Here is a 17275-nt window from a genome sequence, read left to right on the forward strand (position 1 = left end):
TAGTTTTTTAGTTAACATCCCACCATACTGGAAGAGTTATTGCTTTTAAGGCTGGAGCATTTGGATTTCTTGATTTTACTGTATTTGGTAAAACAATTCTTTTTGGGAAGTTTTTACCAATTACACTTCTCACAGATACAGCAAAATGCCCAGGAACGTATAATTCACTCGTCTGAGGAATAGTAGTAGATGCTACTGGGAAACCAGTTCTATTTTGCTCAATGAATGATTCGTAACCATTTCCAGGAAAACTTGCGATCCATTTTTGAGTAATAATAGCCTCGATTTGTGTTGAAAGTGTACCTGCTGTAGGATATTCATATGCGCCTCCAGCAGCTAGTAAAGAATTAGGAGTAAGAGCATATTTTTTGAAATTAGCTGCAACACCTAAATCATAAGCAGATTTGGCACCAGTTCCGCCATAGTATCTAGCCAGAGCTTCTGCTTGTAAGAAATAGCTTTCTTCCGCACTCATTAAATATGCTGGAGTTGTTGGTGCTAATATTACTGTTGAAAGTCCTGTAGCATTGTTTAAGAAGTCACCTTGGTTGTTGGCTTTTCCTGCTGGAGTTCCACCATCTTCATAATATTTAGCGATACGAGGGTCAGCTTTTTGCGTTAAGTAAGAATACATTGTTGTACTAGCTTTAAGGTTTAAAGTAGTATTTAATTGTCTTCTATCTGATTCAAATAAAGGGTTACTTTTACTATCTGCATCTTCAAAGTTGTGCATTGAAGCATCTACATCTAAAAATTGTGCACCTGAGTTGATTAGTGCTCTAACTCCTGATTCAGCAAGAGTAGGATTTACTTCAGTTAATCTTAAATGAAGTTTTAATAGTAAAGAGTTACCTAATTTTGTCCATTTTGTCATGTCTCCATTGAAAATGAAATCATCTTTAGCAGGAGTATCTCCTACAGATGTGCTTAGATTTTTTGATAATGCTAGCTTTAAGTCAGCAATCATTAAATCATAAGCCTCTTTCCCGGTGTTGAATTTCGGTTGTAATATTAATGGATTGTTTGATTCAGCATAAGGAATATCATCATACAAGTCTGTTAATACTTGAGAAGCTTGTACTTCAAGTATTGTAGCAATTAAATAGTATTTTGTATTCCCTTCAGCTAATGCTTTTGCTTTTATAACTTTAATATCGTTTAAAGCATCATACATTGCACCCCAACCAGCTTGGTAATCATTTGTTCCAATGCTGTATTGGTCTATGTCTTTGTACTGGTTTGAAGTCGTATTTTGTGTCCAGAATTGTGACCAAAACCCTCCTATGATCGCATAGTAAGATCCTTCAGCTCCTATAACTCCTGCAATACCAGAAGGTAGAATAGTTGAGTAAGCTTGTCCTGGAGGCAATACATCCGGGTCTCTATTAATGTCAAATGTTTCGTCACATGACACTAATAAGAAAAGAGCGGTTATTAATGTTGCTATTTTTTTCATTTTCCTATATTTTATTTTAGAATGATAATTTTAAAACTCCACCAATTGATCTTTGTGAAGGGTTAGATCCAAATTCTCCAAAATCTGAAATCACACGAGACGCACCATAAGTTGATACCTCTGGGTCAACATAAGGGTTTGCTCCAGGTGTCCACATGAAAAGGTTTCTTGCGTAAACTCCAAGCGATATTTTGTTTAAGCCCATATTTTTAGTCAGTGCAGAAGGGAAGTCATAGTTAAAGTTAACCTCTCTCAATCTAACAAAAGTTTTGTCGATTACGTGATTGTTTTCGTAAGCTGGATTGTCCTGAGTATTATAGAATGATGAAACGTTTTCGTAAGAAACTGGAGTAGTGTTTTCTACATATGAAACTACACCATTTGTCACAACCTCATTAACTGAGTTTGGAACGATAAATGTATTTCTGTTGTTATATGTAGTTTCAATACCATTTCCTACAAAATGAGCAAGTCTTTTAGTGTAAGAATACATTTCTCCACCTTGTTTCCAATCTAGAGAGAATCCTAAGTTGAAGTTTTTGTATTTGAAGGTATTTTGTAACCCCATAACAAAATCTCTTTGAGAATCTCCAACACGTTGAATCTCGTCGCTAAGTTCATACATTCCTGAATTAGGATTAACAATAATTTGTCCAGCTGCATTTGTTTTTGGAACATAAGCATAGTATGTGCCTATTGGTTGTCCTTTAGTAGCTCTGTATGTTACTGAATAACCAGTAGCTAAATCGATGTTGTCAAATCCGTCAGCTGTTTTTGTAACTTCGTTCAAGTTTTTAGTGAATGTGTAAGTGATATTCCAAGTGAAATTCTTGTTTTTAATTGGGCTGCCAGTAAGAGATAACTCGATACCTTTATTTACAATTTCTGCAGCATTAATAGCTTTGCTAGTAAATCCTGTTGATGGGTCTAATGGTAAGTTTACAATTAAGTCTGAAGTTGTTTTGTGGTATAATGCTAAGTCATAGCTAATTCTGTTTTTCAAGAATGAACCTTCAGCTCCGATTTCGTATTCAACTGTACTTTCTGGTTTTAATTGAGAGTTTCCAAGTCTTGAAGAAGCTTCGAAGAAACTAACTCCACCAATTGGAGATGTAATAACACCAAAGTTTGCAGCCGCAGATCCAGATACGTATGAATTTTCTGTTACATAAGCTCCTGTGTCATTTGCAATTTTAGAAGCTGCACCTCTTAACTTTAAGAAAGTATTACCGTTATCAATAACAATTGCTCCAAGAGATAATGCAGGGTAAAAGTATGAATTGTTACCAATTGGTAAAGTAGATGTCATATCTTGTCTTCCTGTAAGGGTAGCAAAATATCTATTTTTGAAAGCAAATTCTGCAGATGCATATACCGCACCAGTTTTTCTTACCATGTTATCCTGAGTAATTACAGGTCTTGATGCTGAGTTAGAAAGCTCATAGAAATTTTTAATACCTAAACCAGTAACAGTGTTAAATAATTCGTCAGATTCTCTTTTGTTATAGTTTAAACCTCCTAAAAGATTTAAAGTCCAGTCTTCGCCTAAGTTTGTATTGTAGTTTAAGTTGAAGTATGTATCAAATTCGCTGAATTCAGATCTGCCTTCTGTAACTCCACCTACTATCTTGTTTTTTTTGCCGTCTTGTGGGCTTCCTGGTTCGTAATCTACAATAGCTCCGTAACTTTTGTATCTTTCAGATCTTACGTTACCACCAATTTGCCATGAAGCAGTAATCTTGTCAGTAATTTTATAGCTTAAGTTTATGTTTCCAAATAGGTTATTTCCATAAACTTTTGTGCTGTTTTCGTTTATAGCAAAATATGGGTTTCCAGCGTATGGAGTAAAGTAGTAGCTGTTGTTGTTAAACGGATTGTTTTTGTAATCTGCTAAATCAACAATACTAACATCTCTAGGAATTTGTAATAATTCTTGTTGTAATGTAGAACCTTGACCAGCGTCATCACCTTGTCCTGTATTAACAATACCTTGATCTTTGTAAACGTAGTTTAAAGATGTTCTTAAAGTAAATCTTTTACCTTTTAAGCCTCCATTAAAACCTAAAGATTGTTTTTTGTATAAATCAGCATCTGTAGGTACGACTCCATCACTGTTTACATTAGAGAATACTAATGAGAAATCAGAAGTGTCTCCACCACCGCTTAATGTTACAGATTGTGTAGCTAATGTTCCAGTTGTGTAAAAATCTCTTACATTATTTTTCAATCCTACGTAAGATTTGATTTGTTGGCTGTTATTGTATATTGTTCCCCAAGGCCTAACTTCACCGTTGAAAGCGGGTCCCCAAGAACCATTCTCGTTACTGTATGAGTTAGCTCCTGAATATCCAAGTCCGTTCCAACCTTGTCCAAATTCATTTTGTAAATGAGGAACTCTTGCAACTTCACTAAACTCTGTAGAGGCTAGCATATCAACTTTGATTCCAGTATTTGCTTTTCCTTTTTTAGTTGTGATGATAATTACACCACCCCCAGCTCTTGATCCGTATAACGCAGAAGCCGCAGCTCCTTTAAGAACTGTCATGCTTTCAATGTTGTTAGGGTCAAGGTCACTGATACCGTTACCAGCATCATAAGATCTGTTTATAGATGCAACCCCATCATTACCACTCCCTGATGCACTGTTGTTAATTGGAGATCCGTCAACAACATAAAGAGGACCAACATTACCTGTAATAGTATTCAAACCACGGATAACAACTTTGGTTGAAGCTCCAGGTTGAGAAGGTGCAGTAATATCTACCCCTGCAATTTTACCAGAAAGGGTTTCAAAAGGGTTAGTGTTAACTACAGCAGTAATTGCTTCTGATTTTAAAGTCGTTGTTGCGTACCCAAGAGATTTTTTCTCTCTTTTAATACCAAAAGCTGTTACAACTACTCCTTCAAGTTCTTGCGCTGCTGCATCTGCCATTTTAACATTTACAGTAGAAGAACTTGCGGCTACTTCTTGGGTTTTCATGCCAATGTAGCTAAATACCAAAATTTGGCTTGAAGAAGCTTTGATAGAAAATTTACCATCAAAGTCTGTTTGCGTTCCTGTCTTAGTTCCTTTAACTAATACACTAACACCCGGTAAAGGCATTCCTGCATTGTCAGAAACTGTTCCCGAAACAGCTCTTTCTTGCGCAAAAGAAAGTTGCGCAACTAGTACTAATAAAAGTACTAAGAATCCATTGAACTTTAGTTTCATTTTTAAATATTTTGAATTAGTCTGACAAAAATCTTAATAATTTGTTAATCTACCTAATTTAAAAAGCTTTTTTTTTAGTTAAATAATGATTTTAGCTTTAGATTTTGCTGTTTTATAGATTAAAACTTGCTTAAAATTACAAATTCGTAATTTTTAGTGTTAAATTTGATAATAATTAAAAATTTTGTCATGCTATCAAATGTTAAATTTATAGAAAAAGAGTGTTTAAATGCTTTTTTTTATAACTTTTGACGAGAAAAAACAATCAGACTAACCTGATAAATTTTGTTAAAATGGTATGCAGTCTTTAATGGTTAGTGGTAATATGTTGTAAACTATTTTATTTTAGAGCGCTACTTTTGAGAAATAAGGAAAGTTTTCTGCTTATAAAAAGGATTGAAAAGATGGTTCTCATTTTAATAGTTTTATGTCGTTTATTTTTGAAATTCTAATGTTGATTTTTAAAAATGAGTTAAATGTAAATTTAAGATTAATGTGTCTATAAAAAAGAAAACGGTTACAGGATGGATGCCTGTAACCGCTTTCGATTTATTGTAATGATATAATTTAGAATTTATCCCAAAACAATTTAGTTTCTACAGCATCACCGCCAATTGCAGCACTTGCTTCTGTGTAACTTGCCTTGTTTAATGATTGTTCGATAATTGGATAGGTGTAACGCATTGGAAAACCTGAGACAGCATCAGGCGGAGCGACTAAAACAGGGAAATCCAATCTTCTGTAAAATGACCAGCCTTCAAATGAATTGTTATAAAAAGCTATCCAGCTTTGGGTTCCTATTTTTTGTTTCCAAGTTCCAGCTGCGGTTGTGTAAGCAACATCTGGATTTGCTAAGTAAGTTGTAGCATCCGCTTCTGTTCCTCCCCAGTCTAAAATTGAAGCCGTTATTGCAGCATTATAATGTGCTTCTGCATTTGAAGGTGTCCCATATAAAGATCTTTCAGCCGCTTCTGCTAATAGAAATTCTGCTTCAGCGTAGTCTAAAATTGTTCCTGGAAAGTCTGGAGCCTGAATTGTTGGTGTAATATGTGTTTTTTGTGCAAATGAATTAGCAGATCCATTTTCTCCACCGATATACTCTATTTCCGGAGTAGATGGGTCATCCATATTGTCATCAAAATATTTTGCACGTCTTGGGTCATTCAAATTGTTCATCATGTCTATGATAGTACTAGTTGGAACAAAATCTGAGCGACCACTAGCAACAAGATCTACATATAATGGATTAGTATTTGGTGTAGCTGTAAGGTACTTTAGATCTGCATTGTCAAGATTTGATTTAAAAACTAAGGGCGCAGCACTTGATACAGTTGCTTGTGCCAATGCACTTTCGGAAGGGATGTCAGAAATAGTGATGCCCATTCTTAATTTTAGGGTATTTGCAAACTTGATCCATTTTGACACATCTCCTCCGTATATCCTGTCATTGTCTCCAAAGCTTTTGCCACCAGTATTTAGTTTGGCTATCGCATTATTTAATCGGCTAATTAAATCTTTGTAAATTGTTAAGCCATCATCGTACTTTGGTGTTTTGTAGTTAAGATTTATGGCTTGAGAATATGGAACATTCCCAAATGTCTCAACTAGTATGGCGTAGGTGTAAACGTTTAAGACTTCTATAATTGCAAGTTTGTTTTGTTTGTCTAAAGGGTTTTCTGTTAAGCCAAGTGGAGTATTGGTGATGTTTTTAGCGCTTTGATCCAAATCCTTCAGAACATCTTTATATAAGAATTGCCAGTGCTGTTCTGGGATTGTTCTAGTAACTAAGTCATAATTACTTTCGTCTGTGTATACAGTTTCTGTAAAATATTGATCGATTAATCTAATGATATTATTGTTGACATTTGTGTTTGTCATTTGATCTACCAAACTTTTTTGAGCACTTGTGAATAAAGCCTCTCCTGGTACGTTTGATGGATCTTTTACATTAACATTTAATTTTTCGATATCATCAGAGCAGGACGAGAATGTTGCTGCGGTTAGTATGATTATAAATATCTTTTTCATGATTTCTAGATTTAAAATTGGAATTTAATATTGAAGCTAATGTCTCTTGTAGAAGGTAAAGATCCTGTAGAGTAGCCTTGCAAGTTACCAGCTCCCAATCCTGATTCTGGATCTGCATCTGGTAGGTTTTTGTGTATAATCCAGAGATTTGTTCCAACAATGCTAAAAGTCATTCCGTTTATGAATGTATTTTTTAATATACTTTGTGGTAGAGAATATGTAATTGATGTTTGTCTAAGTTTGATGTAGCTGGCATCGTATACAAATGCTTCGTCTGGTAGGCCTCTTCTATATCCTTGAGCGCCAAATCGGCTTGCATTAATTCTAGTGGTGTTTACTTTGCCATCAGGATTTACTCCTGGGTTTATAAAACCTCCACTATCAGATCCAGACGTCAATGGATTTCTAATAGGATTTCCTAGGTCATTTAAATAAGCTGTATCGTCTGGTAGACCTGTTGCTAAACCATAATAACGGTCTAATGAGAATATTTGTCCACCTTTTTGCATGTCAATTAAAAATTCAAGTGAGAAGTTTTTGTAAGTGAATTTGTTATTTAAACCTCCAGTATAATCTGGATTTGCATTTCCAATTGGATTATCAGATGTTGAAGTTTTTATATATTGACCATTACTAGGGTCAACAACTCGTTGTCCATTTAAATAAGTATATTGTGTGCCATATATAACACCATATGGTTGCCCGACAGCAGCATTTATTGTCACACCTCCCTGAAAAGATCCCAATTGTAGGTTGTTAATACCGTCTAATAGATCTAATACTTTGTTTCTATTTCTGGCAAAGTTTAAATTTATTTCCCATGAAAAAGTATCTGTTTTTACAGGCGTACCATTTAATGTTATTTCAATCCCTTTGTTTTCAATTTCACCGGCATTAATTAATTCGTAAAGATATCCTGTAGAAGCAGTAAGTCTTAATGGTATGATCTGATCAATTGAATTTGATTTGTAGTAAGAGAAATCAAATCCTAATCTTTTTTTAAAGAACGAAAGTTCTAGACCTGCTTCGTAACTTTTTGTACGTTCTGGTTTTAGGTTAGGATTGTTTTTAGTGTCTTTTACAGATGCTGATGCTGCCCCAAATGCTGTGTTAACTGCGTATGTGTCTAAAACTCTGTCAAAACCAGGGCTGTTTCCAACTTCGGCATAGTTAAGTCTTACTTTTCCAAAGGATAGCCAATCTGCTTTTACAAATTTAGAGAATACAAAGCTGGTAGAAACAGAAGGGTAGTAATAGGTGCTGTTTGCTTCTGGAAGAGTTGAAGAGTGATCTCTTCTGATTGTCCCCTCTAGAAATAAATAATCTTCATATCCAAAAGATGCGCTTCCGTAAAGGCCATCTACACCTATAGCTTCATCTCTTTCTATTGGCGCTAATAGTGGACTTACTGTGTTTTGTAAAGAATATAATTTTGGTATAGCAAGTCCGCCATTTGTTGCTGCGAATATTGAATTGTAGTAGCTTCTTCTAATGTTAACCCCAACAACACCCTTTAAATTTAGTTTTTCTGTGATATCTGTGTTGTAGTTTAGCATGAAGTCATAGTTGTATTCACTAAATCCTATGTTTTTGCGAGAGTAACCAGATGATGCTGGGCTTCTGTTAAGAGAGCCGTCGCCACCGCCAGTTCCAATTCCAAAATTAACAGGAACACTTCCAATGGCTCTTCTTTCTTCTTGCAGTTCGTCATATGTGTCAACAGAAACTCGGCCAAAGGCATCTAGCCAGCTTGCTATTTTGTAGTTTAAAGAAACATTTCCTATAAATCTGTTTCTGCTATCTGATTCATAATTTTCATAACGCTGAAAATACGGGTTATCCCAAAATATAGGAGTCGGATTAGTGTACGAATTTGGATTCCATGATACATTGCGCCCTGTAAGTTGATAAGCTTGTCTTAGGCCTTTTATATCAACATTGGTTTGCCACCATTGTCTGAAATTACCAGCAATGTTGTCATTGTAACCTGTGCTATTTCTACCAATTGTGCTTGTTCTTGAAAAATTTCCATATCCCGCTATGGTTAATCTGTCGTTGATTAGGGTAGAAGCGTTCAAGGTGAAAGTGTTTCTCTTCAAGCTGCTGTTTGGCAATAAACCAGTCTGGTCAAGATTGTTGGCTCCTATTCTTAAGTATCCATTTTCTAAACCTTTGTCTATCGAAATGGAATTAGTAAGGGCTACTGGTTTTTCAAAAAAAGTGATAGGACCATTTTTTGCGGCTAGCCAAGGTGTGGCTTTCATATAATTTGGAGATTCAGGATAGAATGCATCCCACTGATAAACCATTAGTTTTGGATCAAAAGCTTGTCCATATGATGCGTCTTCAGTTAAAGGTGTTACGTTGTCTAAAATTCCGTCTCCATTTATATCAATATGATCTAAATACGAATCTTCGTCTGGACCATAATACGGTCCGTACCCGGCACCATATTGTTTTTGATATTTTATGAAAGTGCTTTTGTCAATAGAGCCAATGGTTACGCCTGAATTAATAGTGACAGAGTAGCCTTTTGCTTTCTTGTTTCCTTTTTTTGTTGTGATAACAACAACTCCATTAGCGGCTCTTGATCCATAAAGTGCACTTGCGGCAGAGCCTTTAAGAACGTTAATAGATTCGATGTCTTCAGGGTTGATGTCTGATGCTGCGCTTCCGTAATCGTAACCTGCTCCAGATTGCTCTTGATCTCTTGTGTTTGAATTGTTGTTGCTTACAGGAACCCCGTCAATCACAAACAAAGCTTGGTTATTTCCTGTTAGAGAAGAATTTCCTCTAATTACAATATTGGTAGAACCTCCAAAATTGGTTGTTCTTTTTACTTGTACCCCAGAAACTTTTCCTGATATGGCATTTACGAAGTTGTCGCTTTTAACGGCGGCCAAATTTTCTCCTTTAACTTCTTGAGTTGCATAACCAAGAGATTTTTTCTCTCTTGATAATCCTAAAGCTGTAACTACAACTCCTTCTAATTGTTGTGCGTCACTGGATAGTTTAGCATTAACTTTAGTTGAGCTTGCTGGAAATTCTTGAGATTTCATTCCAATGTAGCTAAAAACTAAAACTTGGTTCGATGTTGCTTTGATGGAATATTTTCCGTCAAAATCGGTTTGTGTTCCGGTTTTTGTCCCTTTTATTAATACGCTTACGCCTGGTAAAGGCATATTGGCATCATCGGTCACAACACCCGAAACTGTTCTTTCTTGCGCAAAGGTTAGTTGCGCGATTAGTGCTAGTAAAAACACTAAGATTTTGTTAAACTTTGGTTTCATATTTGTCAAATATTTTGAATTAGTACTGTAATATTCGTAATTACTTGTTAAAAATCCTAATATTGTGTTAACAAATTTTTACAAATAGCTAAAATTTAACATTGTAACATATTGTGAGTATACTGTTATAAAACTTTATTTCGGTTTGATTTGTGCTACCGTTTGCTATAAATATTTTTAATAAGCCATTTTTTGTTAGTAGTCCTAAGCCTACACCAGCGCTGATTAAACTGCTGAATTTTTCGCTATTTTTTATTGAAGTTTGATCTTGATAAATTCCATAATCAAGTATTGTGTGTAGGTATAAATTTGAACTAAGTAAATATCTGTATTCGGTAATGAATAGACTTGCCATATTTCCTTGAAGACTATTTTCTGAAAAGCCTCGAATTGAATTTAATCCTCCAAATCTGAAAAGCTCATTTGTTATATAATTATCGCTTTTTAGATATAAGATTTGGGGGTTGATGTAGATAAAGCTTTTTTTGTTTAATTCGAAATTGTAAGACAGATTTAGGTTGGTGTAAAATTGCTTGGTTGTTTCTGTGGTTTCAGTAGTGTTGTTTGTTGTTCTTTTTCCGTAACCAAATAATAGACTTGCGTATGATTTTCTTGGAAAAAGATCATTGGAGCTATTGTTTTTTTTGTATTCTAAGGTAGAAGTAAGGTATGAGTTTTTGAAATCGCTGATTGTTGCGCTATTGTTGTTTTGAATATCACTTGATTCTGTTGATTGATATCCAATGTATACTTTAGAATTGTAATTTAAATAATAGCCTAGATCTATTGCGGTTTTTGTATTTTGAAAGGTACTGTCCTGTTTGAAAATATTTAGTTGGGCTTTTATTCCTAATGCTGATTTGAAAATGTAGGGGATTTCAAGTTTTGTATTAAATGTTGTTTGCTTGTTGCCATCGCTTTTCCAGTATAAAGAAAATTGTTCGCCTGCACGAAGTATGTTTAATAAGGAGATGTCTAAATACCCGTTAAGGCGTATTTTTTTACTTTCATCGTTTGAAAATCCAATATAGCCATCAAAATTATTTGCTTTTCTTTTGTCGAGATAAGTATAGATTTTAGTTGAATCTGGAGTGAATAAGATTTCTGGATACTTAGGCTGAGAAACAAATTCAAAACTATTAATATCATCGTAAAGTTTTTTAACGGTTTCTTGATTAAAAGTTCTGTTAACGTATTTTTTGTTTAATTGTTTTAATGCTCCTTTTGGAAAATAATCGATCATGGCAGGATTCGTGTAGTTTACAATAATAGAATTTAAGATTCTTTTTTTTTCGGAATCAAAACTTAAGTCCGCGTAAATTATCAAATTCTTTTTTTTGATATTTTGTAGTTTGATTTTTGAAAATGCAAAACCCGCTTTTTCTTTGTCTGATATTTTCTGATTTAAGAAGTTCTCAAGTTCTCTGTAAGGTATAAATATGGTGTCTTTTGATATTTTTTTTGAATCATAAAAAGAACTATTTGTACCTATATATATATGGACTTCTTTTATTTGGTTTTTTAGGTCTATTAAAACATTGTAGGTACTATCGTTTGTCTTTTTGTTTTCTAATATTTTAGAGTCAAGGTAGCCTTGTTTTGCAAGTCTGTTTGTTACTGTTGAAATTTCACTGTTTAGGGATTTAATGTTTGGGTGTTTTTTTGTGTAAGGAATCGAATCGATGGTTTGATTTTGTTTTTTATTGATTCCGTTTATATTAAGGTAAAAAGATTGTGCGAAACAATTAGATGATAAAAGAAAAATGAGTATGTAATATAATTGTTTCAAAAGCAATTGTTTTGTTAGTTAATTGTAAAGCAAATATCTAATGTTTCTTTGTGAAATCATAGATATAAATAATGTTATTGAAAATTAATGATTTAACGTTTGTATACTGAAAAATATTTTATACATTTGCAACCCCGTAAAAAGCGGGAATTTAATAAACATAATAATTTTTAGTATTAATTATGCCAACAATTCAACAATTAGTAAGAACAGGAAGAACTCAGATCACTAAGAAGAGTAAATCGGTTGCTTTAGATTCTTGTCCTCAAAGAAGAGGGGTTTGTACGCGTGTTTACACTACTACACCAAAAAAACCAAACTCTGCAATGCGTAAAGTTGCGCGTGTACGTTTGACAAATGGTAATGAGGTGAATGCTTACATCCCAGGAGAAGGACATAATCTACAAGAGCACTCGATAGTATTAGTGCGAGGTGGAAGGGTAAAAGATTTACCAGGTGTTAGATATCACATCGTTCGTGGAGCGCTTGATACGTCAGGTGTTGCAGGAAGAACGCAAAGAAGATCTAAGTACGGTGCTAAACGCCCAAAAGAAGCAAAAAAGTAATTTAAAAACTTTTAAGAAAAAGACATGAGAAAAAGAGCGGCAAAGAAAAGACCACTTTTACCGGATCCAAGGTTTAACGACCAATTAGTAACGCGTTTTGTGAATAACTTAATGTGGGATGGTAAGAAATCTACAGCTTTTAAAGTATTTTATGATGCTATTGATATCATCGAAACTAAAAAGCAAAATGATGAGAAAACTTCATTAGAGATCTGGAAAGATGCTTTAACAAACGTTATGCCTCACGTAGAAGTACGTAGCCGTAGAGTTGGTGGAGCTACATTCCAAATCCCAATGCAAATTCGTCCAGACAGAAAAATTTCTATGGCAATGAAGTGGTTAATACTTTATTCAAGAAGAAGAAATGAAAAATCTATGGCGCAACGTTTAGCTTCTGAGTGTTTAGCTGCGGCTAAAGAAGAAGGTGCTGCGGTTAAGAAAAGAATGGATACTCACAAAATGGCAGAAGCTAACAAAGCATTCTCTCACTTTAGATTTTAATTCGTAAGAAATGGCTAGAGATTTAAAATATACAAGAAATATCGGAATCGCTGCTCACATTGATGCTGGTAAAACAACAACAACTGAGCGTATTCTTTTTTATACTGGAAAGTCACACAAAATTGGTGAGGTGCACGATGGTGCTGCAACAATGGACTGGATGGCTCAAGAGCAAGAGAGAGGTATTACAATTACTTCTGCTGCTACAACTTGTACTTGGAACTTCCCAACTGTACAAGGTAAAGTTATTCCAGAATCATTACCGTACCACTTTAATATTATTGATACTCCTGGACACGTTGACTTTACTGTAGAGGTAAACCGTTCTTTACGTGTACTTGATGGTTTAGTTTTCTTATTTAGTGCTGTAGATGGTGTTGAGCCACAATCAGAAACTAACTGGAGACTTGCTGATCAATATAGAGTTCCTCGTATGGGATTCGTAAATAAAATGGACCGTCAAGGTGCTAACTTCTTAGCTGTATGCGGACAGGTTAAAGATATGTTGAAATCGAATGCGGTTGCAATTACTTTGCCTATTGGTGATGAAGCAGATTTTAAAGGTATTGTTGACTTAGTTAAAAATCAAGCTATCGTATGGCATGATGAAACTCAAGGAGCTACTTTTGACGTTGTTGATATCCCAGCTGACATGGTTGATGATGTTAAGCATTACCGTTCTATTCTTATCGAAGAGATTGCTACTTACGATGAAAATCTTTTAGATAAGTATATGGAAGATGAGAACTCTATTACTGAGGAGGAAATCAACAATGCATTGAGAGCTGCTACTATTGATATGGCTATCATTCCTATGCTTGCTGGTTCTTCTTTCAAAAACAAAGGGGTTCAATTTATGTTAGATGCTGTTTGTAAGTATTTGCCATCTCCATTAGATAAAGAAGGTATTGAAGGAATTCATCCTGATGATGCTGAATTATTAGAAGAGGATCAAACTAAAATCATTCGTAGACCAGATGTAAAAGAGCCATTCGCTGCTTTGGCATTTAAAATTGCTACTGATCCATTCGTAGGTCGTTTAGCTTTCTTCCGTGCTTACTCTGGACGTTTAGATGCTGGTTCTTATGTTTTAAATACTCGTTCTGGTAACAAAGAGAGAATCTCTCGTATTTACCAAATGCACGCTAACAAACAAAATCCAATCGAATTTATTGAGGCTGGAGATATTGGAGCTGCTGTAGGATTTAAAGATATTAAAACTGGAGATACTTTATCTGATGAGAAGCATCCAATTATCTTGGAATCTATGAAATTCCCAGAGCCAGTAATTGGTATCGCTATTGAGCCTAAAACTAAAGCTGACGTTGATAAAATGGGTATGGCTTTAGCTAAATTAGCTGAAGAAGATCCAACGTTTACTGTAAGAACTGATGAAGCTTCAGGTCAAACTATTATTTCTGGTATGGGTGAGCTTCACTTAGATATCTTAGTTGATCGTATGAAACGTGAGTTTAAAGTAGAAGTTAATCAAGGTGAGCCACAAGTAGAGTATAAAGAGGCGTTTACTAAATCTGCTCAACATAGAGAGACTTACAAAAAACAATCTGGAGGTCGTGGTAAATTCGGTGATATCGTATTTAGAATCGAGCCTGCTGACGAAGTTGACGGTAAAGTTCCTGTAGGATTACAGTTTGTTAATGAGGTAAAAGGTGGTAACGTTCCTAAAGAATATATCCCTGCTGTTGAAAAAGGTTTCCGTGAAGCTATGAAAACAGGTCCATTAGCTGGATACGCTGTTGATAGTTTGAAAGTAACTTTATTAGACGGATCTTTCCACCCTGTGGATTCTGATGCTCTTTCTTTTGAATTAGCTGCAAGAATGGGTTATAAAGAATCTGGACGTGCTGCTGGAGCTGTTATTCTTGAGCCAATCATGAAAATCGAAGTTATTACTCCTGAAGAAAACATGGGTGATATCGTAGGTGACTTGAACCGTCGTAGAGGTCAAGTTAATGACATGGGTGATAGAAATGGTGCTAAAACTATTAAAGCTGATGTGCCTTTATCAGAGATGTTTGGTTATGTAACTACATTAAGAACATTATCTTCTGGTAGAGCAACTTCAACAATGGAGTTTTCTCACTATGCAGAAACACCTTCTAATATTTCAGAAGAGGTAATCAAAAAAGCAAAAGGTAACGCTTAATTTTAAGAAAATGAGTCAAAAAATCAGAATAAAACTAAAATCTTACGATCACATGTTGGTAGATAAATCTGCTGAAAAGATCGTAAAAACAGTAAAAACTACTGGAGCAGTTGTAACAGGTCCTATTCCGTTGCCAACTCACAAAAAACTTTTCACTGTATTACGTTCTCCGCACGTTAACAAAAAAGCGAGAGAGCAATTTGAAGTAATGTCATACAAGAGATTGATTGATATTTATTCATCTTCATCTAAAACTATTGATGCTTTAATGAAACTTGAATTGCCAAGTGGAGTTGAAGTTGAGATTAAAGTATAATTTTTTTATATTTTTTTATATAAAAAGCGAGACATTTTTTGTCTCGCTTTTTTTGTTTTTAAAAGTTGTTTTTTAGGGTGAAAAAATGCATGGTTTTTGTCTCTTTGGATTTTTTTAAATTTTGTAAAAGCCTTTGTTTTAAAGGGCTGTGGGTTTTTATTGTTGTGGTTTTATTAACTAACCGTTAAGTGTAAAGTGTTTTTAGATTGAAAAATCATGTTGGGTTTTTGATGTAAATAGAACTTGTTTTGGTGTTGTTTTGATGCTTGGATTTTGATTATGAGCGATTTAATTTTTGTGAGCGTTTGGTATATTCAATTTTAATGTCTACTTTTGCACTCCCTGTTTGGAAATTTCTGTTATTTTCAAATTGAAGGGAATTTTAGTAATTAATAATTAATATTTATGTCTGGGTTAATTGGTAAGAAAATCGGCATGACTAGTATTTTTGACGAAAACGGGAAAAACATTCCTTGTACAGTAATCGAAGCTGGTCCATGCGTTGTTACCCAAGTCAGAACCAACGAGGTTGACGGGTATGAAGCGTTGCAACTTGGTTTCGATGACAAAAACGAGAAACATTCTACTAAAGCTGCTTTAGGGCACTTTAAAAAAGCTGGAACTGTTGCTAAGAAAAAAGTCGTTGAATTCCAAGATTTTGCAACTGAACAAAAATTAGGAGATCTTATTGATGTTACTATTTTTGAAGAAGGAGAATTTGTAGATGTACAAGGTGTATCTAAAGGTAAAGGTTTCCAAGGTGTTGTTAAACGTCACGGTTTTGGTGGTGTTGGACAAGCTACTCATGGTCAGCACAACCGTTTAAGAGCGCCAGGTTCTGTAGGAGCTTCTTCTTATCCATCTAGAGTATTCAAAGGAATGCGTATGGCTGGAAGAATGGGAGGAGAAAATGTAAAAGTTCAAAACCTTAGAGTTTTAAAAGTAGTTGCTGAAAAGAATCTACTTGTTGTTAAAGGATGTATTCCTGGACACAAAAACTCTTATGTAATCATTCAGAAGTAATGGAAGTAAAAGTATTAGATTTCAACGGAAAAGATACTGGAAGAAAAGTTCAACTTTCTGATTCAGTATTCGCAATTGAACCAAACAATCACGCTGTATATCTTGATGTTAAGCAATATCTTGCTAATCAAAGACAAGGTACTCACAAAGCTAAAGAAAGAGCTGAAGTAACTGGAAGTACACGTAAGATTAAAAAACAAAAAGGAACTGGTACTGCTCGTGCAGGAAGTGTTAAGAATCCTTTGTTTAAAGGTGGTGGAACAGTTTTCGGACCAAGACCAAGAAGTTATTCATTCAAATTGAATAAAGGTTTAAAGAGGTTAGCTAGAAAATCAGCTTTCTCTATCAAAGCAAAAGAGTCAAATATTGTAGTTTTAGAAGACTTTAATTTTGAAGCTCCAAACACTAAAAATTTCATTAACGTTTTGAAAGCTTTAGGGTTAGAGAACAAAAAATCTTTATTTGTGTTGGGTGAGTCAAATAAAAACGTATATTTGTCGTCACGTAATTTAAAGGCTTCAAATGTCGTAACTAGCTCAGAATTAAGCACTTACGCAATATTAAACGCTAATAATTTAGTGCTTTTGGAAGGTTCTTTAGAGTTAATTGAAGAAAATTTAAGTAAATAATAGGAAGATGAGCATTATTATTAGACCTATAGTAACGGAAAAAGTAACCAAAGAAAGTGAAGTTCTAAACCGCTTCGGATTCGTTGTTAACAAAAAAGCAAACAAAGTTGAGATTAAGAAAGCTGTTGAGGCTGCTTATGGAGTAACTATCGTTTCTGTTAACACAATGAATGTGAGACCAGATAGATCTACTAAATACACTAAAAGTGGTTTAATCAGTGGAAAGACAAATGCATATAAAAAAGCAATTGTTCAAGTACAAGAAGGAGAAACAATTGATTTTTACAACAATATCTAAG

Annotated in this window: 12 protein-coding genes; 7 read left to right on the forward strand and 5 right to left on the reverse strand. The window is 34.6% G+C overall.

Annotation, left to right across the window (positions count from 1 at the left end):
* Window positions 1–7: 7 nt before the first annotated feature.
* The 5 genes from J7574_RS17225 to J7574_RS17245 all read right to left on the reverse strand — a co-directional run bounded on the left by J7574_RS17225 (window position 8) and on the right by J7574_RS17245 (window position 11774).
* Window positions 8–1456, reverse strand: a complete 1449-nt coding sequence (locus tag J7574_RS17225) for a SusD/RagB family nutrient-binding outer membrane lipoprotein (protein ID WP_290971371.1) — start codon at window positions 1454–1456, stop codon at window positions 8–10.
* A 16-nt stretch (window positions 1457–1472) separates the two neighbouring features.
* A complete protein-coding gene (locus J7574_RS17230; protein ID WP_290971374.1) occupies window positions 1473–4667 on the reverse strand; it encodes a SusC/RagA family TonB-linked outer membrane protein in 3195 nt (1064 codons plus the stop codon).
* Between the two features lie 567 nt (window positions 4668–5234).
* Window positions 5235–6695, reverse strand: a complete 1461-nt coding sequence (locus tag J7574_RS17235; protein ID WP_290971377.1) for a SusD/RagB family nutrient-binding outer membrane lipoprotein — start codon at window positions 6693–6695, stop codon at window positions 5235–5237.
* A gap of 11 nt (window positions 6696–6706) precedes the next feature.
* The gene (locus J7574_RS17240; protein ID WP_290971380.1) at window positions 6707–9985 is read right to left on the reverse strand and encodes a SusC/RagA family TonB-linked outer membrane protein; all 3279 of its coding nucleotides are present in this window, start codon (window positions 9983–9985) and stop codon (window positions 6707–6709) included.
* An 88-nt stretch (window positions 9986–10073) separates the two neighbouring features.
* A complete protein-coding gene (locus tag J7574_RS17245; protein WP_290971382.1) occupies window positions 10074–11774 on the reverse strand; it encodes a hypothetical protein in 1701 nt (566 codons plus the stop codon).
* A 182-nt stretch (window positions 11775–11956) separates the two neighbouring features.
* Between J7574_RS17245 and rpsL the strand changes: the two genes are divergently transcribed.
* The 7 genes from rpsL (at window position 11957) to rplW (ending at window position 17274) form a co-directional block, all read left to right on the forward strand.
* Entirely contained in the window at window positions 11957–12340 is a 384-nt protein-coding gene (gene rpsL / locus J7574_RS17250) for a 30S ribosomal protein S12 (protein ID WP_007136570.1), read from the forward strand.
* Between the two features lie 24 nt (window positions 12341–12364).
* Window positions 12365–12841 carry a 30S ribosomal protein S7 gene (rpsG, locus tag J7574_RS17255; RefSeq protein WP_026727879.1) on the forward strand — a complete coding sequence of 159 codons (477 nt, stop codon included), beginning with the start codon at window positions 12365–12367 and terminating at the stop codon, window positions 12839–12841.
* 10 nt (window positions 12842–12851) lie between these two features.
* A complete protein-coding gene (gene fusA / locus J7574_RS17260) occupies window positions 12852–15008 on the forward strand; it encodes an elongation factor G (protein ID WP_026727878.1) in 2157 nt (718 codons plus the stop codon).
* Between the two features lie 10 nt (window positions 15009–15018).
* Window positions 15019–15324 carry a 30S ribosomal protein S10 gene (gene rpsJ, locus J7574_RS17265; RefSeq protein WP_007803605.1) on the forward strand — a complete coding sequence of 102 codons (306 nt, stop codon included), beginning with the start codon at window positions 15019–15021 and terminating at the stop codon, window positions 15322–15324.
* 405 nt (window positions 15325–15729) lie between these two features.
* Window positions 15730–16347: a 50S ribosomal protein L3 gene (gene rplC / locus J7574_RS17270; RefSeq protein WP_144217592.1), complete on the forward strand. Its 618-nt coding sequence runs from the start codon at window positions 15730–15732 to the stop codon at window positions 16345–16347.
* The gene (rplD, locus tag J7574_RS17275; RefSeq protein WP_111379744.1) at window positions 16347–16976 is read left to right on the forward strand and encodes a 50S ribosomal protein L4; all 630 of its coding nucleotides are present in this window, start codon (window positions 16347–16349) and stop codon (window positions 16974–16976) included. Before rplC ends, rplD begins: the two co-directional genes overlap by 1 nt.
* A 7-nt stretch (window positions 16977–16983) precedes the next feature.
* On the forward strand, window positions 16984–17274 hold the full coding sequence (gene rplW, locus J7574_RS17280) for a 50S ribosomal protein L23 (RefSeq protein ID WP_008464286.1): 291 nt from the start codon (window positions 16984–16986) through the stop codon (window positions 17272–17274).
* Window position 17275: the final 1 nt, after the last annotated feature.

Source organism: Flavobacterium sp. (genome assembly GCF_017744675.1).
Lineage (GTDB): Bacteria > Bacteroidota > Bacteroidia > Flavobacteriales > Flavobacteriaceae > Flavobacterium.